Annotated in this window: 11 protein-coding genes; 5 read left to right on the plus strand and 6 right to left on the minus strand. The window is 59.3% G+C overall.

Features of this window, described 5'->3' with window-relative positions:
- Positions 1-18: 18 nt before the first annotated feature.
- From LU682_RS21380 to LU682_RS21395, 4 genes are all read left to right on the plus strand, one after another.
- On the plus strand, positions 19-558 hold the full coding sequence (locus LU682_RS21380) for a fimbrial protein (protein ID WP_010952918.1): 540 nt from the start codon (positions 19-21) through the stop codon (positions 556-558).
- Positions 559-638: 80 nt separating this feature from the next.
- Entirely contained in the window at positions 639-1,391 is a 753-nt protein-coding gene (locus LU682_RS21385; protein ID WP_049586910.1) for a fimbrial biogenesis chaperone, read from the plus strand.
- A 33-nt stretch (positions 1,392-1,424) separates the two neighbouring features.
- Positions 1,425-3,920 carry a fimbria/pilus outer membrane usher protein gene (locus tag LU682_RS21390; protein ID WP_010952916.1) on the plus strand — a complete coding sequence of 832 codons (2,496 nt, stop codon included), beginning with the start codon at positions 1,425-1,427 and terminating at the stop codon, positions 3,918-3,920.
- 56 nt (positions 3,921-3,976) lie between these two features.
- Positions 3,977-5,071, plus strand: coding sequence for a fimbrial protein (locus LU682_RS21395; protein ID WP_010952915.1), 1,095 nt, complete (start codon positions 3,977-3,979; stop codon positions 5,069-5,071).
- 49 nt (positions 5,072-5,120) lie between these two features.
- On the opposite strand, the gene LU682_RS21400 is transcribed toward LU682_RS21395, so the two are convergent.
- The 6 genes from LU682_RS21400 to LU682_RS21425 form a co-directional block, all read right to left on the minus strand.
- Positions 5,121-8,990, minus strand: coding sequence for an RHS repeat domain-containing protein (locus LU682_RS21400; protein ID WP_049586911.1), 3,870 nt, complete (start codon positions 8,988-8,990; stop codon positions 5,121-5,123).
- A gap of 26 nt (positions 8,991-9,016) precedes the next feature.
- Complete coding sequence (locus LU682_RS21405) at positions 9,017-9,526, minus strand: hypothetical protein (protein WP_049586913.1); 510 nt, start codon at positions 9,524-9,526, stop codon at positions 9,017-9,019.
- Positions 9,523-11,520: a hypothetical protein gene (locus LU682_RS21410; RefSeq protein WP_232857457.1), complete on the minus strand. Its 1,998-nt coding sequence runs from the start codon at positions 11,518-11,520 to the stop codon at positions 9,523-9,525. Before LU682_RS21410 ends, LU682_RS21405 begins: the two co-directional genes overlap by 4 nt.
- A gap of 285 nt (positions 11,521-11,805) precedes the next feature.
- A complete protein-coding gene (locus LU682_RS21415) occupies positions 11,806-14,160 on the minus strand; it encodes a hypothetical protein (RefSeq protein WP_010952912.1) in 2,355 nt (784 codons plus the stop codon).
- Positions 14,161-14,219: 59 nt separating this feature from the next.
- A complete protein-coding gene (locus tag LU682_RS21420) occupies positions 14,220-16,685 on the minus strand; it encodes a hypothetical protein (RefSeq protein WP_232914920.1) in 2,466 nt (821 codons plus the stop codon).
- Between the two features lie 38 nt (positions 16,686-16,723).
- On the minus strand, positions 16,724-17,680 hold the full coding sequence (locus tag LU682_RS21425) for a hypothetical protein (RefSeq protein WP_232857455.1): 957 nt from the start codon (positions 17,678-17,680) through the stop codon (positions 16,724-16,726).
- Between the two features lie 19 nt (positions 17,681-17,699).
- Here LU682_RS21425 and LU682_RS21430 point away from each other — a divergent pair, with 19 nt between their 5' ends.
- Positions 17,700-21,170: an RHS repeat-associated core domain-containing protein gene (locus tag LU682_RS21430; RefSeq protein ID WP_232857454.1), complete on the plus strand. Its 3,471-nt coding sequence runs from the start codon at positions 17,700-17,702 to the stop codon at positions 21,168-21,170.
- The last annotated feature ends 30 nt before the right edge of the window (positions 21,171-21,200 follow it).

Raw genomic sequence — 21,200 nt, forward strand, 5'->3', positions numbered from 1 at the left:
ACCCAATCAGGTTATGTCATGAAGAAGTCCTTAGTTCTATCCCTCGGCCTGCTTACTGGCCTGGCAAGCAATGCTGCATTCGCTTCCGGCTCGATATTCTTTGAAGGCCGCATCACGCCCGAAACGTGTCCTATCGAGATCGTCAATCCCGGTGACGGCAATGTCAGTGACCGCGTCGCCATGGGCGAAATTCCCATGGGGCGATTCCCCGCTGCCAACGTTGAAGTCCGTGGCGCATCTTTTAACATCCGCGTACCCGACAAAACAGTCTGCAGCATCAGCGAAGACAATGCCTTCGTGAAGTTTGACGGTGCCGCTGATGCCAGCGGCGACTATTTCAGCATTGGTAACAGTGCCGGCACGGCAGAAAACATCTCGATTGTGATCAGGGACAAGTCCAAGGCATCGATCAAACCCGGTGGAACCTCGGTTGATTACCCACTCAACGCGACAGGCCCAACCGACCTCCGGTTCGACGCCTACTACCGTTCCACTGCCAGCACCGTGACGCACGGCCTTGCATCCGCCCAGGTTCGTTACACCGTCGACTATCAATAATTACGCATAAATTCTGTGCAGTCCTTGCACGGTTAAACCATCCAGGCGTAGTTGTGCGTCTGGATGCAGCGAGTTACCCGATGACCAATCCGTCAACATTCACGATACCCGCCCGCGTCGTTGTTTGCGTCTGCCTGACCTTATTGATGCTTACCCTCTCGGTAAACAGTCATGCCGCCTTGACATTAAACAACACGCGCCTCGTTTTCAACGGCGACAAACGCAGTACATCCGTCGTTGTTCGAAACCCATCGAAAAGCATCTATGCCGTGCAGGCGTGGATAAATACGGACGCCGACGACAATACGACCAGCGTACCCTTTGCAACGTCCCCACCGCTGTTCAAGATCAACCCGAACAGTGAACAACTTCTAAAAATAATTGGACTGCCCAATACACTGCCACACGACCGCGAGTCGCTGTTCTTCTTCAACGTGCAGGAGATTCCGCAAGTCAGCAGCGACACTGGCAATCAACTCAACATCGCCTTGCGCACACGCATCAAACTGTTCTATCGGCCGCCCACACTCAAGGGTACGCCGACCGATCACCTGAACTCGCTGACGTTTTCCTTGAGCGTACGTAACGGGGTGGAGCAGTTGGTGGTCAAGAACCCATCGCCTTTCCACATCACCTTCAACCGCCTGGAGGTGAAGGGCCAAGGCCAGCAACACACCTTGAAAAACACCGCCATGCTGGAACCCTTTGGCGAAAAAACCTACCCGCTGACCGGCATCACTCGCGCCTCCAGCCTGCAGGCCCGTTTTTCCATCGTCAATGACTACGGTGGCTTCACCGAACCGCTGAGCGCGCCTATTCAACTGGCCAACTAGGGCCTGCCTCGCACGCAAACAGGAATCGTCATCATGGTCCTCCCCCCACTACGCTGGCGCACTATGCGCCGCCAGCGCAGCGCATTGCTGTGCCTGCTGGGTAGCTCCACCTTGCTCTCAGCGCCCTACTCCCAGGCAGACTCCGGGTTCCAGAGCGGCTTCCTGCGCCAAGTGCCTGGCCAACCGCAAGCAGCGAGTGCCTGGTCGCTGAGCATGTTGACCAGCGATCAGGGGCTCGCGCCTGGCCGCTACCGGGTAGAGGTACAGGTCAATCTTGAACCTGCCGGCCAGCATGAGCTGGATTTCCAGCCAGGCCCGGACGGTGAGCTGCAGCCATGCCTGCCAGCCAGGCTGCTTGGCGAATGGGGAATGCGCCTGGACGCACTGGCCAATCCAGAGGATCAGGCGAGTGCCTGCCTGGACTTGCTGACTGTCGTTCCTGGTGCACAAATCGTCTTCACCCCTACGGAGCTGCACCTGGCCATCTCGATTCCGCAGATCTCCATGCGCCGGAACACCGCTAACCAGGTCGACCCTTCCCGCTGGGACAGTGGTATCAATGCCGCTTTCATCAACTATCAGGCCTCCACCCTGAACGGCCGCAACCGCTCCTCTGGCCGTTACACCAGCAACGACCTGTACCTGAACAGTGGTATCAACCTGGGCGAATGGCGCCTGCGCAGTACCCAGTCCTGGCGCCAGGGCAGCCAGGGCAAGACTGAATGGACCCGGGCACAGACCTACGCACAGCGCGATATACCGGGTACCCTCGCCAATCTGACGATTGGCGAAACCTTCACGGACAGGGAGGTGTTCCGTTCGGTGCCGATATCAGGCGTGCGCGTGGCCTCGGACATGGGCATGCTGGCCGACAACCAGCGCGGTTATGCCCCGATCATTCGCGGCGTGGCCCAGAGCCGGGCGAAAGTCGAGATCTGGCAGCATGGTTATCCGATCTACTCGACGTACGTCAGCGCCGGCCCCTACGCCATCGACGACCTGAGTACCGCAGGCAGCGGCGAGCTGGAAGTCGTCGTGACCGAGGCCGATGGCCAGGTCCGCCGCTTCATCCAGCCGTACTCGACCATGAGCAATCTGCTGCGCCCAGGCGTATGGCGTTACAGTGCCACGGTCGGGCGCTACAACCCCTCCAGCGACCTCGAGACCCCGCTGCTCTGGCAAGGCACGCTGGCCGTAGGCTCCTACTGGGACACCACGGTTTACGGCGGCTTGATGGCCAGCGAATTCTACCGCGCGGGCAACCTGGGGTTTAGCAAGGACCTGGGCCACTTGGGCGCAGTGGCCTTCGATGTAACGCAGGCGTCCAGCGCAATCGACAATGCCCATGAGCGCGAGGTGCAGGGTTCCAGTTACGCCCTGAAGTATGCCAAGGCCTTCACCACTCAAACCAACCTGCGCTTTGCCGGATATCGCTATTCGACCCAAGGCTACCGTGACTTCGATGAAGTGGTGCGCCAGCGCAGCCAGGACACTACGTTCAGCGGCAGTCGCCGCAGCCGCCTGGAGGCCTCGGTCCACCAGAGCCTGGGCAGGACCAGCTCGCTGACCCTGACGCTGTCGCAACAGGACTACTGGCGCAGCAATGCCACCCAACGGCAATACCAGTTCAACTTCAATACCCAGCATCGGGGTGTAGGCTACAACCTGTTCGCCTCACAATCGTTGACCGACCGTTACGGCAATGATCGTCAGTTTGGCCTGAGCGTGACGGTACCCTTGCATTTCGGTCACCGCGCCAATGCGACCTTCGACCTGCAGCACAACGCCAACGGCTACAGCCAGCGTGCCACGCTCAGCGGCAGCGACAGCGCGCGCGCGCTGAGCTACAGCACCAGCCTGAGCCGTGACGAACACGCCCGCAAGACAGCGGCACTGTCGCTCGGCCATCAGGCCCCCTATGCCAGCGTGAGTGCTGGCTATACCGAAGCCGACAACTACCGCAGCCTGTCATTGAATGCCAGTGGTGCGGTGCTGCTGCATGCTGACGGGCTGGAGTTCGGCCGATACCTGGGAGATACCGCGGCCTTGATCGAAGTCCCTGGCGTGGCCAATGTGGGCCTGCAAAACGCAACGGGTACGCGCACCAATTCACGCGGTTATGCACTTTTGCCCTACCTGCAACCGTACCGGACCAATTCGGTGGTCCTGGAAACCGACCGTCTCGATCCTGATGTGGAAATCGACAACGGCATCGCCCAGGTAGTGCCTCGCCAGGGTGCAGTGGTCAAGCACCGCTTCGAGGCACGCCGCGTTTCACGCCTTGTACTGACCCTGCACGATACCCAGGGTCAACCGCTGCCCTTTGGGGCCCAGGTGCTGGCCGAGAACGGTACCCAACTGGGCATGGTCGGGCAGGCGGGCCTGGTAATGCTCACCAACCCCAGCCAGGAGCAACCGCTGCAGGTGAGTTGGGGCGAACAGCCCAACGCCGGCTGCCAGGTGCATCTCGATGAACTGGACGCTCCCGTCGTCGACGGCTATCGCCAGCAAACCCTGACCTGTATCTAGCAACCTTCACGCGGTGCAGCCTTACCCACGGCCGTACCGCGTCTTTCAGGACCCCCATGAAAAACATCAACAAGACCCTTTTCCAGGCGCTGCTCGCCACTCTGGCATGGCCGGCTGCAAACGCCATGGCCATGCCGGTAGACCAGACCCGCTGCGAGTTCGAACAGCTGACCAGCGCAAACCTCAAGGTCCATGTCCGCGACCTGAACACCCTTTATGTGCCACGCGATGCGCGGATCGGCACAACGATCGGCACCCCAGAGCTGTTCGAAGCCACTCTCGACCAGAACAACCTTGCCCTCCTGTGCCGGACCTACGGCGAGCGGATAAATTTCAACTTCCAGGCCGCCCGCGGGGTACATCCTCCCCTGCCTGCGGTTGATGGGCGCTTCCTCGACGCACCCGTCCTCAGGACCAACATTCCAGGCATCGGAGCGATCGTAGAGTTGCTGCACCCCTTCCTCGGTGGCACCGACCAGTTCATTCCCGACAGCAGGCCACCCAGAGTGCCGTTCACGGCCTATTACGAGCAGACCCTTTTGGGCCCGGCCACGCTAGCCACGTTCAGGCACAGGATCACGCTGGTCAAGACCGGCGATCTGCCGCCCGGCGAGCATCAGCTGGATGGCGTACTGGTGACCGGCCATCTGGACTGGGGAGGCTTTGGCAAAGTTCTGGAATACACCCTCAGGGCAATGGTCATCCAGACCCAGTGCGATGCTTCAGCAGACGTCAGTGCCAACCCGGTGGACCTCGGCGAATGGAGCGTCAACGACTTCACCGGCCCAGGCTTCACCACGCCTCCTGCAGCATTCCAGGTCCGCTTGAGCAACTGCCAGGTGGACCCTGACCCGGGTAACGAAACGCTCGCTACCATCGAACTCGATGGCATCAATGGTTCTCGACCGATTGGCCCTGCAGATGAAAATGTGTTCAGCCTGACCGACGACTCCGCAGCCCGTGGCATAGGTATTCAGATGCTGTACAACGGGGTATCGATGCCCCTGAACAAAGAGATCGACCTGGTACCCCTGACGAGCGATAACGTGCCTTTGAATTTTCAGGCCCGCTTCTTCCAGACAGAACCCAACAGCAGCCTGCGCACGGGCTTGGCCAAGGGTGCCTTGAACTTCACCATTCGCTACCGCTGAATGCGACGAGGCCGGTCCCTATACCGGCCTCGTCGCCCCCCCGGTGCCCTTAGCCAGGGGCCGTGCCGGACAGAATGTTCTCTGGGTCATAGTTGTAGCGACAGCGTTCACCGTCAGGGGTCTCGACCCTGAGCAAACGGTTGAGCCCGTCATACGTCAGTACCCGCCCCTGCTCATCACTGATCAGGTTGCCATTGCCGTCGTAATGCAAATCGATAGCCAACTGCGGATCGTATTTGACGATCTTGAACAACTCCTCCAGGTCGTGATCGACGTCATAGGTCTCCAGTAGCGCATCAGGCGGAATGATCCGGCTCATTTGTGCCGGATCGCTATTCTTGAATTCGTACAAGGTCCGCTGCCACGACCCGTCCGGTCTGTAGGTGATCACCGAGAGGATGTTGTCCAGGCCATCGAAGCCGAATATCTGCCTGGCAATGGTTTGACCGGAGGGGTCCACGGGCGCTTCAGGGCCATCACAGGTGTATATCTGCAGCCGCCCGCGCCGATCGTACTGGTAAGTCTCATGCCGCAACAGCGTGGCCTGGCTTTCGTCGCTGCCCTTCGGGCGCTCTTTCAGAATGCGGGACTTCAAACAATCGAACTCATCATAGTCCTGTGCCAACGTTTGCACGGTGTCACCAAAATCGAAGGTCCGCAGGATCTCCCTGTCGAATTCATCGTACTCGAGCAGAGTTGCCAAAGCATGCCCGGTGCTGGCATCGGTGGTGGTAATGGACGCCATGCGTCCTTGGCGGTCATACCCGAACGTCGACTCCAGCAGCAGCAGTTGCCTGGCAGGCGCACGCTGCAGCCGGTAGCGAGTCCTTTTGGGCTCAGGCGCGTGCAGCGTGGTTTTTTCCAGGCGCCCGACATCGTCGAAATCGTAGAGCTGTGTCTGCCCCAGCACATCCACATAGGCACGCAAGCGACTGCGAAAACTGTAGTCGTAAGTCATGCTGAACGCTTCACCATCCACCGTTCGCGACTCGCGCTTGACCTCGCCGTTGCTCAGGAAATGGCTACGGTCCAATGTGTAACCGGAATTCTCGTCATCCCCAGGCTCTTCGCAATGGGTAAGCCTGGCATTTTTCAGGTCATACTCGTATTTCGCTTCCTTGCCGGAGAGGACCCGAAGGACGGGCTCTTCACCCAACGCTGGCCGGTACTGGTACTCGATCCGGGTACCATCCGGCGCCTTCACCCAATGCGGTTGCCGCTCACCTGGGTCATATTCGAATGTCTGCTCTCGCCCTCCGGTAATGGCTACGGTTCGCCGCTCAAGGCCATCGAACACCTGTTCGCCCAACAACACGGCGGCACTTTCGGTGTTCCCCACCTTGATGCTGACCGGCAGGTCATTGCGACTGTGCCCGGCATAGGTGCGATAGACCGTATTGACTCGATCGGCCAGCCGTTCCTCACGGACACGGTCGAAAGCATCGTAACGATACTCAACCACACGCTGGCCTGCACCGCTTCCTTGAGCTTCCCTACTCAGCCGGCCAAGCCCATCGTAGTCATTGACCTGCAAGCTGATACTGGTGCTTCCATCCAGGGCAAATCGCTCGATCCGCACCGGCTTCTCGAACAGGTTGTACCACGTCTCGGTGATGCCGCTGACCCGTGAGTGCTCCACCTCACGCCAGGCGCGATGCACCGGACCGTCCGTGCTCGCCACCTGGTCGATTTCCTCGACTTGAGTCGTGCCATCCGGATTCAGGACAGCGTACCTCTGGCCCCAGTCGTCGTAACTGATGTGGCTCGTCAATTCCAGCAAACCATCACCCAGCCAGTCGATTTCGGTTTCCTCGACCAGCTGGTCCAGTTCGTCGTAACGTGCGCGATAGATAGGCCGCAAAGCACCAGCATACGTCGCGCTGTCCTTGTCTGCGCGTTCTTCGAAGATGGGTCGGCTGAGCCCGTCGAGCAGTGTGTGCGTCTCGACTTGCTTCACGTCATAGGCCCATTGCTGGGCCTGCTCGTTGTCGTATGCGCAGAGGAAGTACTTGTAATTGCGTTCCGCTTCGAAAGGCTTGCCTGGCGCCACGACCTCGCGTGTTACCCGACGCAAGGCGTCGTAGTAGTAGCGGATTTCGACACCGTTGTCGTCCAGGTTGAGCAGCGGCTCGCCCGTGTCCAGGGCATGTCGCAAGGTGATGGTCTTGGACTCACCGTCAACACCCACCAGCTTTTCCACCGTCTGCAGTGCACGCTCATCGTCCGGCAGGGAGTAGCCATAATGGGTCAGGGTGTCGAACGGGCTGCCTCCATCGACACCGGGGTAACTGACAGTTTGCTGCCTGACTCGCCCATAGCTGAAGCGCTCGGCCGATTCCTCCTGGTAAAGCTTGCTGATTTTTTCCAGGAACGTACCAGGCGCGCTACCTGATTCGCTCAGGGTCTCGCTTTCCAGCAAGCGCCAGGGCTGCTTCAGGTAGCTACCCAACGGGGTCAGCGCCCGGTACTGGAACGCCTGGGTCAAGGTGGCGGCCGCCCCGTGTCCTGTCGCTGCGGGTTGCACGGTCCGGGTCTTCAGGTTGCGCACGAAACCGTGCTCATCACCCTCCTCCTCGGCCGAGTACCAGACATTGGTTTCCAGTACCTGATTCGGCAACAGGCGAGTCAACACGTTGCCGTGGCTGTCATAGCGGGTGACTCGCTTTTCTTCTCGCTGCCGGGAGGGGTTGCTGATCAGCGACCAACGCTGGGTTTCGTCATGGGGCAGCTGGAAATAAGGCTCCTGGCTCTCGAAGTTGCCAGCGTTGTCAGCGTAACGGGTGAAGGCTTGCAACAGCTTGTCACCCTGAGCGGTGGCCTGCTCGGTAAGCAAATGGAAGCGGTTGAATGTACGCGTGATCGTACGCACCGACTGCCTCCGCACTTCCTGTATCTGAATCGACTTGTAGGTATAGTCCTCCGGCACCTTATAGAGATTGTCCAGGCCATCGTCAGACCACGAGATGCTGCTGCCACCGCCGATGAAGTTGTGCGTGCCGGGGTATTCATACCGCACCACTTTCGCCGCCTGACCAAAGCGTGGATCGATTTCATGGCGGGTAACCCTGGGCAGATTTTTGTCACGTGCTGCGCTGCTTGGGAACTTATGCCCGGCGTCCTGGTAGAACACGCGCTCCACCCCACCATAGGGTGTTGTGCATTCACGTACGCACAAGTACCCCAACACGTCCTCATAAGTGAAGCGCCAACGGGCCTGGTTGGCCGTGGGCAGGATGATCTCACTGACCCGGTTGTCGCTTTCACTCAACGTCATCGCATACCGGGCCAGCGGGCCACCATCATCACCACCGGAAGGGTAGCAAAGCAGTTCGACACGGCTATTGTCGCTGCGTTGCAGCCTCAGCAGCACGTCACTTTCATCCTGGACCTCGCTCAAACGCATGTGACCCTGGCCGAAGGGCAGGTAACTCAGGTGCAACCTGTGCCCCAGCGGTGAATGCAGCTCCACGGGCAAGGCGACCTCGCCCTCTCCCGAGCCCATCACTTCCAGCACCTCGACCAACCCTGAGCGGTGCTCCACGCGAAAACGTGCGGCCCCACCGGGCCCAGGGGGATCCTCATACAGATCGAACTGCCGCAGCTTCTGTTCTTTCATTTCCAGCCGCCCGGTAACCGAAGACTTACCGGTAATCTTGTACGTTTCACCACTGCTCAGCGTCACGATGTGCTTGCGTACTTGTGTCAGTTGCAGGTTCCAGCCCTTGCCGAATCCAGAGTCCTCGCCATTCAACGGGCTGTAGAACAAGGCCAGCTCGAAACCTGGGCCTTGCAAATCATTGCCTTGCAGTTCGGGCAGCCTGATCGACACGGTGTATTGCCCGGTGCGAGGATCAACGCCGCTTTCTATATAGGAAGAAAAATTAAAGGCATTGGAATGCACTGAAGTGGATGTGCTCATCACTTGGCTCCATCAAAGAATCGAGACTATTTACGCGCACTAGACCCTACTTCGCCCGCCGGCACACGAATGACCACACAAGATAGCTTGCCTTTGATATTGCCATGATTATAGACATGCTTAATAAGCTCCAATCCCGCTGTCACCGGGTCGCCTTCACGATGCGCATTGAGCTCTTCGATACTCATCCAACCCGTGGTAGTCGGTTGTTTTGTTGTTTTAACGACAAACCTCCAGTCATAGTTACTATCGTTGCAGCCATCGGACTTAAACGTCACCGTTGTCGTTGAGGGTACATTATTGAATTTGAAGTAGCTAATCGTATCATTCTTACAGTTGGTGTTTGACATGTTGTAGGGTGCAGGCATACCCGCCACCCCCACGACCGTACATTGCTTGCCACTGGGTAGCCCTGCTTCCATATTCTCGGCGAGCTGAATCGTACCTGGACGAACTGGCTCAGTCGCTGCCTGGCCCACACTGTGGAAGCCGGAAAACATACCGATCACAAGGGCTGCCATGCAATGGCGTTTCATACGTGCTCTCCTTCTTGGTAATTACTAAGCCGGGTAATCGAAGTTTGTCTGCCCGTCGGTCGCGAGGGGACCGTGTGGGCCAGAATATTACGATCACCGATGGTGTCAGCGGGCAGATAATCGATCTGGATAATATGCAAATTAGCGTGAGCATCGCGCAACTGAACGCGTAACGGTTTACTCAGCTTCTCAAAGAGAGCCCTATGATCGCTTGTACGATTAAAAGGCAGATCCCGCCGACGGTAATTGACAATTGCCAAAAGACCGGGCTGGTACACCGAGCTGACTTCACGTTCGACGCCATCGATCAAAGGCTTCGAATCGGGATCAAAGGAAACAAACTTCGGCAGCGGCTCGTTGTAGCCCTGAAAAACATACCCTGTGTAACTGCGATAGTACTCTCCAGGAAAAGAACTTTCCCAGCGCACCATCGAGGTATTCACATCCCTGTCGTTATCACTTTCCTTGGCCTTGACGAATTCGGCGGTATAGAAGGTCCCGTGGTTGTAGCTCAACATCCAGTAATCGTCGGTCTCCGGGTGCAGGTCGAAATCTTCGTGCTCCGGATCTGTCGAGCCCGAATTACCACCGCCACCCGCCGCCCGTGTGCGGGTAAATGTGTAGTCTGTGGATTTGTAGGCGTCCGGCGTGTGTACCTTGACCTCGATCTCGGCATTCTGATGACGGGTGTCGTTCGAGTAGAACCATCGCCCGGTCCTTGCCTGGAAACCGGCGTAAAAAACTTCCGACGTAGAGGCTCCGCGGCGGTGCAAGAACATCTGCAGGCGGATGGTTCGGTCCTCCGCACCTCGTGGCGCTGCGGGCTGCGGCCCCTGCCCTTCAGTCGCCATTAGACTTTCATTGGCGCGGATGAAATCGTTCGGCTTCAGGTTTGTGCGCCAGACATTGCCAGAGCCCGAGTCAATCCCATCCCCGCACAGAAAAGGAATCTTCATCCCCGACCTGTCGAACAGCGCGATGGAGGCTATCTCGTCCAGACACAGTTTGTAGTCCTGGCCATCCGCCTGCATGGTTTCGACGGTGACCTCGAGTTCCAGTTGCTGGTAACCATTGGAACCCACAGTGCCGATCACACCGTCAGGGCTCTTGCCGACCGTGAGGGCAAAGCGCTGCAGATCCACCCAGCCGCTGATGGCTTTGACCGCAGTCTCTTTCACCACGCTGTAGCCCGCCGCGAACACGACACCGTTGCGCACCACTTCACAGGTCACTACGTTGGGTTGCGAAACAGCAAGCTCAGAAGCCCGGAAATGGCCCGATGGCGAGACGCTGCCCGGCCCTGCCAGCATCCGCCAACGCCGCGCTTCGTTGGGCATGATGCGGTTCACCTCGCTCAGCTGGGTGGTCTCACCGTGGCCGACCCTGGGTACGAAAGGTGGGTCAACCGAAACCAGTGGCTGGCTGTTCACCAGGACAAGCGCGTTGTAGCCCTTTGCCGTTGAACCGGCCTGCAATCGTTGCACGCCCAGAATCCGCCGGCCGGCTTGCTGATCAGGCACAAAGCGCGAGCGCCCATTGCCCAGGCTGGCTATCTGGCCCAGCGGCTGCCCGAGCATTTCAAAGCTGACGTTGCCTTTGCCTGCATTCCACAGGTCGATCCCGTTCGCACTCTCTTGCGGGCGATAGGCGCCGAAGGCAGGCATCGCCAGCACTGGCTCGGAAATCACCAGCGCGCGGGCGGCGGCATGGTAAGTCTCCTCACCCTGCTTATATTCAGCTTTGATGATGAATGTCTGCACTTCCTGTCCGATCACTTCCGGTGAAGGGGCCGTGAAAAGGCCATTTCCATCGATCGAACCATGCCCTGCGTCATCATGGCTTTGCGGGTTGATCACCGACCAGGCGCTGGCAGTGATCAGCTGATCCTTGCCGTCGTACAGCCGAAACTGCTGCGTCTTGCCGGCCGTCACCACGGTGCCCATGGTCGGTTTCACCGTCAGTTGCGTGCGCAACGGGTCGATATTGCCGAACATGACGCGGTCCAGCGGCGTACTGTCCACTTTCTTGACAAAGGCATTGAGCTCAGGGAACAGCAGTCGGGCAAGCAGCTCCAGGCCGTCGTCGGAGGCATGGCCACGCCTGCGAACGTGTGACTGAAAGGCGGGAGGTAGCGGTTTTCCTTGAAGCGCGTCAGGTATTGCTGCTCCAGCAAGCGGTTGAGCCGGTCACGGCTATAGACAGCAACCGCCCCCCAGCCTAGCGTTACTGAGCCCTTTTTCATGAGCTCAAGCAGTTCTTCCAGTGAATTGGACATGGTCTCAACCTCCAATGGATGGTGATGTGGCCACACGCAGGCCTGTCGGGCTGGCAGCGCGCCGTGCAGCGTCGAAGTGCAAGGAAAGGGGCAGCGGCAGAATGAGGTGACCTTCCAGGATGAAGACAGAACCTGGAATCGCCCATTTGGCGGTAATCAGCGCGAAACGCGCATCGGCGTCGGCAGATGCAGGGGAATAGCGGCCAGTGGCCTCATCGATCTCGCCAGTCCCTGCAATTGGCAATGCCCACTGGGTGTCTGGCTGGCCTACCCCATCGAACATACCTGTCAACTGCAGGTCGCCATCGGGCAACTGCTTGACGTCGATCACCAGTTCAGGCCGCCGCTGGCGTACCAGCACATAGATTGAACGCGACTCGCTGGTCTCCCGGTTCTGTACCCTGACCTGATCGAGCACGTAGGCCACGTTGGCATCCACCTTACTGCCTGCGGTATAGGTGCAACGCCTGCCATCGCCCTCAGCGACGACCGAGCCCCGTCCTTCTTCGCCATCATCGACCACAGACCAGTCGAGGTCTCCGGTCTGCGCACCCGCCGTGAGGGTCAGTGTGTCGTCGAAGTAGCAGACCCGGATCAGTGGATTGACCGTCAATGTCGCGGGCGCCACAGAGGCCATGCTGATGGCCTGCTTGCTGGTACCCGGGTCGGTGGCGATGATCCGGACCCGCACGGGTTTCCCCGCCATGGCGTGCGCAGGCGGTGCCCGGTATTCACCGCTGGCGGGGTCGATGCGCCCCAGATCACCGACAGTGCCTGGCAAAGCCTCCAGGGACCATGTCAGCCCTTCACGCGGCGGTTCAACGCTGAACGTATGCCGCTGCCCGGGTGCCAGCGTCACGGGGCGATCGACGATGCGCATGCCGGCCGTGCCGTAGCCGCTGGCGAACACGGCCATTCCATCGGGTAACTGGAAGTCGAACGGTACAAGGCGCTTGCCATCTGCCAGCGACAGACCGGCCATCACCTGTTCCGGGATCATCGCCGTCAACTCCCTGGCCAACCCTTCAAGTACCGCCTGCTTGACCAGGAAGGCGACAAACGCATAAATCTCCTCTCGCAGGTCCGATGGCGTGTCGCTGGGCAGGCCACTGACTTCCGTCACTTCGGCCGCCTGCCACGGCCACAAAACCTGCCCTAGCAACATACAACCAGCGCTTTCCTCAGGTGATGCAGGTGCATTCAGGGTGAACACCGTTTGCAGGTCGAACTGGAACGTTGCGGTTCGGCTGTACAGGGGACCTGTTGGCTTGGGCTTGTAGGTGAAGGTCAGCGTGCAATGGGACTTCCAGTGCTGGCGGACCTCATCGTGTTCAAAGGTGACACTCAGAAGGGGCTGAAAATCCGCCAGGGCAGCCCGCGCCTGATCGCTGGCCGGGGCCCCTGCGTCCACGGCAATTTTGAAACCCTCGCAGGCAAACTGATACTTGTCGCTCTCATAAGTGCTGGGGTACACCTCCAACAGGCCGGCCGTGGCATTCAGCCGCTGCAGGTTATTGTCTTCATCGAACTGAGCCTCGAACGCGCCTCCCTCGAGCATCTGCGCCAGGCCCGTGGCGTAAGCTGCACGGTGCAGGAAGCGCGACGTCAGCAACAGTGCGCTGTCGACCGGTTGCGCAAGATCATCGGGGAGCAGGAACGGGTAATCGGACTGCTCAGCGGGCAGGTTGCCCACAGAGCCATTGTTGATACCCGCGAATATCACCAGTGCGGACTTGCCGTCGGCTTTGCTGACGTGGGTGCGTACTTCACTGTGCCGAACCGCCAGGTAGGGGTTGCCAGACAGCGCCTTGAAGTCCGCCAAGGGATAGACCTGCCGGGCGCTGCCCAATCCGCTGAGCACCTCCTTGAAGAATCGCCCGGCGGCCTGCCGCTGTGGCAAACCACCGCCCAGGTCCAGCTCGGTGTCCGTGCCTTCACGCAGGTCGGCGCTCACGCCCTGGGCATCGGCGCTCAGCGGCACTGTCTGAGTGACCGGCAACGGGTCGAGGAGGTCATGAACCGACAGGCTGAGCAACCCGTCGGTCTTGTCCATGACCAGATGGCTGCCGCCTTCCAATGCCAGGCTTTGCCGGACCTTGGGCGACGTGTAGTTCGCTTGCATATCCACCAGTGCGGGCGGCCCCATGCGGTAGCCCGTCAGAATGTGGGTGACATCGGAATCGGGCATGGCGATCTCACCTTCGATATCGCCCAAGGCACTGTCTGGTTGGCTGCAATGTGCCAACGCGAGCAGGTCATTGATGGCCTCGGGACGCGTGGCGAACGTCAGGTCCCAGTTCAGGTGCTTGTGGTTATGCTTCATCCAGGTCGTGATGACCGAGAGGTAATTGGTAGGCATGATGTGGCCCCGCTCAACTGGAGTGCTGAAAGGTATGGGTTTAGGTGAACGCCGGTTGACTACCTGCGCGTTGCCCGTTGCGCTGCCTGCTCAAGGGCCTGATAGGCTTGACTGTGCTGCCCCAGCGGCAGCGGCAGCACGATGAAACCCTCGAGCGTGATGGGTAAGTCGGGGGAGAGCCTCCAGACCGCACCAACCACGCAGAAATGTGCGGGGCTCGCGGCGTCGGCCTGGTAGTAAGGCTTGCCGTCTTCATCGATATCGATCTGCCCCGGGCCATGCACCACCGTCAACTGGTCGACACCTGACGCCTCGCTGAAATGGATCGACAGCCACACCCTGGCGTGTTGTTCATCGCGCTTGTCCACCACCACATCAGAGGGACGTTTCAGGGTCATCTGGGTAACGATGCACAGCGTCCGGTGCTCATTGGTCAAGCTGTTACGGACCTCGACTTCTTCGACGATGAATGACTTGTCGGGCAGGTTCTCGCCGGGGATATAGCGATTGGCCGTGCCCGATTCCTGCGCCAGCCTGCCATGGGGTGAAGCGCCGAGGATGCGCCATTGCAGCGGTCCTTCAGCGACACTGTCCGCCTTGAGGCTGACGCCCTCATCGCCCACCTGGCAGACTGACAGCAATGGGCTGACCTGCAGCGCGTTCTTGACCACGGTGAGCAGGGCCGAACTGGCAAAGCCTGAGCCTGGAACAGTGGCAGTGACACGCACCCTGGTAAATTCACCTTCGATGCCCGTGGCCCCGGGCGCCAGATACAGGCCATGGGTGTGTTGGTCGAAATGGCCCGGGTCATCCGAGGAGCCCTCTACCGACTCGGCCGACCAGGTTACGTTGGCTTGCGCCGGGACGGTGGCAAGCTGCAACGTGCTGCCGTGGGTCACGATTTTTTCCAGGGGGGTGACGGCGAACGTGGTCAGCTGTGGAGCGACGCCGCCAAAACAGGCAATGTCGCGGGGCATGTGCCGCTCGCCTGCGAGTATCGCGCCACCAAAGTTCAGTTTGATGGTCTTATCGATCAATTCCTCCATGTACAGGTCTAAACGAAGGTCCTTGGCGAGTGCGGCTCTTGCTGCGGCAAGGGGGCCGCGATCGGAGCTCAGCGAGACAAATGAAACATTCGGCGCTGCAACTCCCCAAAGTACATGAAAAAGGCTCAACGCGCTGATCTGATCTTCGTAGGGGTCCCCTTCAAATTTAAACGAACCGTCCTGTTTGGGGTATATTTTGTGCTTATACTCTTCAAGTTTCAACGTAGCGCCTTGCAGGTCTTGTATCTGCCAACTGGCTGTTATTTCCACATTGATTTCAGCATGCCAGAGCCCCACGCACGCGTGCCCCCACGTCCAGGACTGCGGCGTGGCGACGATTTCTTCATATCGGGTAAAATCCGCAGTGGCTGTATGAACGGTGACCAGTTCCATGGACACACGGTCCCCTGACACCCGAAACTTCAGCACATCCTTGAGCGACAGCTCATCGGTAATCAAATCGATGTACGCCCGACAATCAACACTACCGCGCCAGTAAGACTCATAGTAAGGACTAACAAAACTTTCTTTCTCTGCGGCGATCACACCTGCAATGGCAGTCGCTGTCAGATCACCGTTTTCTGCACGTTCAAATTCAAATTCAACATTCGTGAAAAACTCCAATGGCAGTTTGCTTAACACGGTAGCCAACGCCACCCAGGCCTTATCAAGCAGTACCGTCGCCGAGTAATCACCGTTGTCATCGGGAATCAAGTAACGGTATTCCGGGCCAGGCATATTCTGCGGCCCGTTACTGGGCCCCATGGCGACCAGCCCCACGAGCGCACCGTCCACGTCAGCGGCGTCATCGCTCTCCATCGGGGCCAGGGCGACCGAGGGGTTACGCTGGGTACGCAGGATGAACGACTCGGGCCGCATCAGGTCATTTTCGCCATGTTCGATGCTGCCGAATGACCAGACACGTTGATGGTCCGGCAACCCCCGAAACAGCTCCTTGAAGAAGTCCCCCCCCAGCTCGCGAACGCGCCTGGAATCCGAGAAGGTCACTACAAAGTCATCACTGTTGTGCAAGTCCAGCGTCAATGCGCCGTTGTCAGCGACATAGCCAGGCACGTCGGACAGTTCCAGACGCAGGCGCAGCTCTGGCCCGACCAGAGGTTCTATCCGATCGATCCGCTGTGGGTACCAATGGGCCCCCACCTGCTTCAGCCCTCCCTGGTTGCCGCCGAGTATTTTCATACGCAGGCTGGCACGCGAACCGGTGATATCGGCATTATCGAATGACAACCGCGGGTGATCCAGAACAAAGTTCTGCATATAAACCTTGTAACCATTGTCCGGCGCCGTCTCACCGCTGATAGGGTCCAGGTAAGCGCTGGTCTTGAAGCGCCGTATATATTCCTGGGTCAATAAAGCGTCCGCCTTGTCCTTCTGGATAGCGAAAATCGTATTCCACCCCAACATCCGGTAGTCAGACTGCAACCACTCCAGCAAATCCTGTTTCGAATTGCTCGACATAAATCACCTCACATTTACACACACGCAGGCGCGTCTGTTTAAGAAACCAGCTTAAGATCAACGATTGGAAATGCCCGCCAGGTTTCGCCGTCATCGAAACTTGCAGATACGGTCAATCTGAAATCTTTGCCTAAGTCCAAGTTCCCGAGAAACTGTTTGGGCAGGTAGGCTTTAATAACGCCATCAGAATATTCGTCGTATGTCACCGCCTCGGTGGGGGGGCGCAGAATATGCGTGACATCCTGGCCAGATGCCGAACGGCCTAGCGCCTCGATACCCAGCAATTGCCCTTCTGCCATGAACGTCCAAAAAGGCAGCGTGCACAAAGCGCCACCCACTGGAACCTCATGCAGTTTCAATTCCCGGTTCTCGGCACCTTCGACCTGAATTATCGGGTAGCTGCGCTGATCGAAATCGCTTACCCGCAGCTCGAACTTTTCTGATGTGCGTGGCGTTTCGCCGGCGCGGGTGACGGTGTAGTACACCCACAGACGTCTACCCAGATTGGCGGCCATGGCCGACCGCGGCACCGTGAACAGGCGTGTGTCACCTGACGGCGGCCGGGGAACGATGGCTGCCCCCGTGCTGCCGTGCCCTTCCCAATGCAGGTTGACGGTCGGCGCAGGCTCCGCGCCATCACCCAGCTCGGCCTCTGCCGGGATTCGCACTTTGGCGCCAGACTCCAGCCTGCTTGGATGGACCACGCCCTGGTACGACGCGTCACCGTCTTCCTGCGTGGCGTCCGGGATTATCGGTAAAGGCAGGTAAAGCTTGCGCTGCAAGACCAGATCCAGCACTTGGGAGCGCCTCTGCGCGCCCTGACGCGAAAACTCATAGCTGAACGCGAACCGCTTGCCGCGGTTGACCTCGCTCTGCAGCCACTCCCGCTCCAGGTGGAAGGTCAAGCGTTTGCTGTCCACCGAACTCGCATCCACACGCAGGCTGCGCAGCGTCACCTCCGGCCCTACGGCATAGAGCACCAGCGAATCGCCCAATTCCAGCTCCGGATATGCGATGAACCTGATCAACACGGACTGGGTCACATCGATCGTGCTGCCAACCCATGAGCTGGCCAGCTGGCGCCTGGAATACGCCCTGGTGAACGGGTTGTTGTGCGTGAGCAAGGTCGAGCCCCCGACCGGTGCCCGTGAATATCTCTACTACCAGGACCGTGGCCATCTGTTCCCCGGTGACGCCCGGCCCCCCCTGCCGCGCGTGACCCGGCACGTCATCGAACCGCGCGGTGGCCAACCTGCGTTCCAGCGAACCTATACCTATCCGGGCTTGAACAACTTTCTGGGTTACGGCGCCGGGATCGGTTGGTCTGACAACGGGCTGGACAACCTGTACGAGTCGAAACGGTACGACTATGAGTATCAAACGGTCGAAACCTTGCGCGACGAGGACGGAACGGCACTGCGCGACATCACCCGCACCTTCAACCGCTTCCATCTGCTGACCTCGACCAGAACCGTGCAGAACAACTGCGTACATGAAGTCACCATGCAGTACAACATCAAGGACGTCCCCTTCAATCAACAGGTGTCGACCCTGCAAATGCCGATCAGGGAACAGACACGCTGGTCGCTGGCGGACAACATCACGCGCAGCCGACTTGAAACCGTCGAAACCACCTACGATACATCGGGCAACATCATCTGGCGCAAACTCGCCAACGGCGTGACCGAGACCCAAGAGTGGTATGGCACCCAAGCGGAAGATGACTACCCCGGTGATGCCAATGGTTTCGTTCGTCACCTGAAGAGCAAAACCACCACCCCGGCGAGCAGCGGCCGGGGGCAAGCCCCTGTTCTCACTCAGCACTACCGCTACAAGGCGCTGGCGCCACTGGCAGGCAACGCCATCACCCTCAACCCGATGATTGTCGAGCACAGTGAAACCCTGACGCATGCGCACGATCCGGCGCATCCCCTGGAAGAGAAAATTTACTATTACCTCGATGCGCCCAAGTCCAGCCTGCGGCACGGCCGTCGCTATCAGGAGGTGGTGAAACGCAACAAGCTGGAAACCACCACCCAGTACCAGTTCAATTCACTGCTAGACCCTCTGGGCGGCCATCAGGTACTGGAAACCCGCAAGACCCTCTTTGGTTACGACGGCGCGCAACGGTCCACCGTTCAACGGCGCTCGCTGCTGCATGGCGAGAAGCTCTACGAACTCAACGAGAACGGGGTTCACACACAATGGGCGTACGACGCCCTGCGCCGAGTCACCGAGGAAAGGGTATCGCCAGAGACACCGTTCGGCGCGCAGTACTTCGACGGCCTGGACCGCCTGATAGGGACCACCACCGGTGACCGGACGGAGTACTTCCTGTTCCGCGACGGTGAATCGATACCGCGCCAACGCATCAACCCCGCTGGCGAGACCATCGAGCAGGACTACAACCTGCAGCTGACCAATGAGCCGATCAGCAACACCGCGCCCGAGGAACACGCCAGCTTCGCCTACGACCCTGTCAGCGCCCGATTGCTGAGCGACGACAACCGGCAATGCGCACGGCGCTTCGAATACAACAAAGCCAATCAGCTGACCGCCGAACACTGGGAGGACAAGCGCGACGGCAAGACCTGGAGCCGCATTCATAGCAGCACCTTGCAAGATCGTCTGAAGAACACCCACGAACCCTACGGTGAAGACACCACCCATGAATACGACGCCCAGGGCCGCCTGGTCTCAACCCTTCAGGGGCAGCTGCAGGCCGAGTTCAAATACGATGATCTGGGCCGCATAGAACTCATCACAAGCCATGACCGAGCCAGCGCACAGGCCCTGGAAACCAAGATCGAGTACGACGACCAGGACCGTGAAGTCAAACGCACCTGGCGTCAGCCCGGGCAGCCAGAACGCACACAGGAAACCGTCTGGGACAAGGATGACCTCCTGCTCAGCCGCACCCTGCAGGTCGGCGGAGTATCGCGACTGGTCGAAAAGTTCGGTTACGACAGCCATGCACGCCTGAACATGTACAACTGCACAGGGCCGGACCAACCTCGCGATGCGCTGGGCCGCAGCATCGCCATGCAGGTGTTCAACTTCGATGCCTACAACAACATCGAGTTGACCGTCACTTCCTTCACAGGTGGGCCGGCCGCTGAACGCGCCACGTTCATTCATGCCGAACGCGACCCCTGCCAGCTGCAGCGTATCGAGTACACACCGCCGCGCACCGCGCCCAATCCTGAGTTCAGCTACGATGCCAATGGCAACCTGACCCGAGACGAGCAAGCCCGGCCAATTCGCTACGACAGCCAGAACCGGTTGCTGGGCCTTAACGACAGCGGCGCCCCGGACACCTATGGCTACGACGCAGGCGGCTTGCTGGTCAGCAGGCCCGAGGCCGGCGAGCGCACGCTGCTGCTGCATGACGGCCAGCGTTTGCGCATGGCCGTGCGTGACAGCCTGCAAACCCTGTACCTGCATCATGACGAGCAGGCGCTGGGCCAGCAGCAGAAAGGCACTGGTGCGCAATCGCCCCTGCTGCTGCACACCAGTGCCAGCCACAGCGTGATCGCCGAGAGCCAGGCCGGCAGCACGCGCGCCGTCCGTTATACCGCCTATGGCGAGCGGCACGCCGACGATCCACTGCTCGGCACCCTGGGCTACAACGGCGAAGCGCTCGATCCCGACAGCGGCTGGTACCTGCTCGGTAGCGGCTACCGCGCCTACAACCCGGTGCTGATGCGCTTTCACAGCCCCGACGCACTCAGCCCCTTCGGCGCGGGGGGGCTGAACTACTACGGCTATTGCCAAGGCAACCCGATAACCTTCCGCGACCCGACCGGGCATTACAGCATCGGCTACAGCGGGCAAAGCCGATCGCTGGCAGACCTGAATAGCTACAGCATCTGGCGGGGCAAGGCCTTAGGTGCGATCGGCTGGACGGGGATAGGCCTGGGCATACTCTTCGCCGCAGTTGCCTCCGTGGCCGCCGTCGTGGTGACAGGTGGCGTAGCTGCGCCGGCAATCGCGGCTGCCTGGGCAGCCGCCGGTGGCGGCATCAGTGGCGCGGGTGCGGCACTTTCGGCAGGTGTCGGGGCAATTGCCAGCGTATCGCTCGCCGTCGGCATCAAGTTGGCGGCCGCGGTGGCTACAGCCACGTTGTCAGTCACCGGTACGGCGCTCCAAACGGAAGCGATACTTTCGGGGCATGAAAAGCGGAACAATATTGGGACAATCCTGAATTACTCGGCAGCTATCTTGGGGCTTGCGGTGGGCGCGATGCAGTTGATTGCAAAAATACCAAATCTTGCATGGCGCGCTGGCAGTTATACAGTCACAACGATCACCGACGACCCTCTAATAAACAGCGGGAAAACCCTATCCGAATTAAAAATGGCAAGGCAAATCATCCACCCAAGAAGCCCTGTCTCAGTCTCAAAATCCAAGCATTTCTTCCCCGTAGCAGAGGATATTCCAGTCGGCCATAAAATATATTTACCGTCTACAGAAATCAGACGCTAAATAACAAACCGAAACACAAAACCCGTCACT

This window comes from Pseudomonas alloputida, assembly GCF_021283545.2.
In the GTDB taxonomy this organism is placed as follows: domain Bacteria; phylum Pseudomonadota; class Gammaproteobacteria; order Pseudomonadales; family Pseudomonadaceae; genus Aquipseudomonas; species Aquipseudomonas alloputida.

Bases quoted from the DNA above. Each gene is read 5' to 3' on its own strand.
- LU682_RS21380 (WP_010952918.1), top strand. From the start codon at position 19: ATGAAGAAGTCCTTAGTTCTATCCCTCGGCCTGCTTACTGGCCTGGCA.
- LU682_RS21385 (WP_049586910.1), top strand. From the start codon at position 639: ATGACCAATCCGTCAACATTCACGATACCCGCCCGCGTCGTTGTTTGC.
- LU682_RS21390 (WP_010952916.1), top strand. From the start codon at position 1,425: ATGGTCCTCCCCCCACTACGCTGGCGCACTATGCGCCGCCAGCGCAGC.
- LU682_RS21395 (WP_010952915.1), top strand. From the start codon at position 3,977: ATGAAAAACATCAACAAGACCCTTTTCCAGGCGCTGCTCGCCACTCTG.
- LU682_RS21400 (WP_049586911.1), bottom strand. From the start codon at position 8,990: ATGAGCACATCCACTTCAGTGCATTCCAATGCCTTTAATTTTTCTTCC.
- LU682_RS21405 (WP_049586913.1), bottom strand. From the start codon at position 9,526: ATGAAACGCCATTGCATGGCAGCCCTTGTGATCGGTATGTTTTCCGGC.
- LU682_RS21410 (WP_232857457.1), bottom strand. From the start codon at position 11,520: ATGTTCGGCAATATCGACCCGTTGCGCACGCAACTGACGGTGAAACCG.
- LU682_RS21415 (WP_010952912.1), bottom strand. From the start codon at position 14,160: ATGCCTACCAATTACCTCTCGGTCATCACGACCTGGATGAAGCATAAC.
- LU682_RS21420 (WP_232914920.1), bottom strand. From the start codon at position 16,685: ATGTCGAGCAATTCGAAACAGGATTTGCTGGAGTGGTTGCAGTCTGAC.
- LU682_RS21430 (WP_232857454.1), top strand. From the start codon at position 17,700: ATGAACCTGATCAACACGGACTGGGTCACATCGATCGTGCTGCCAACC.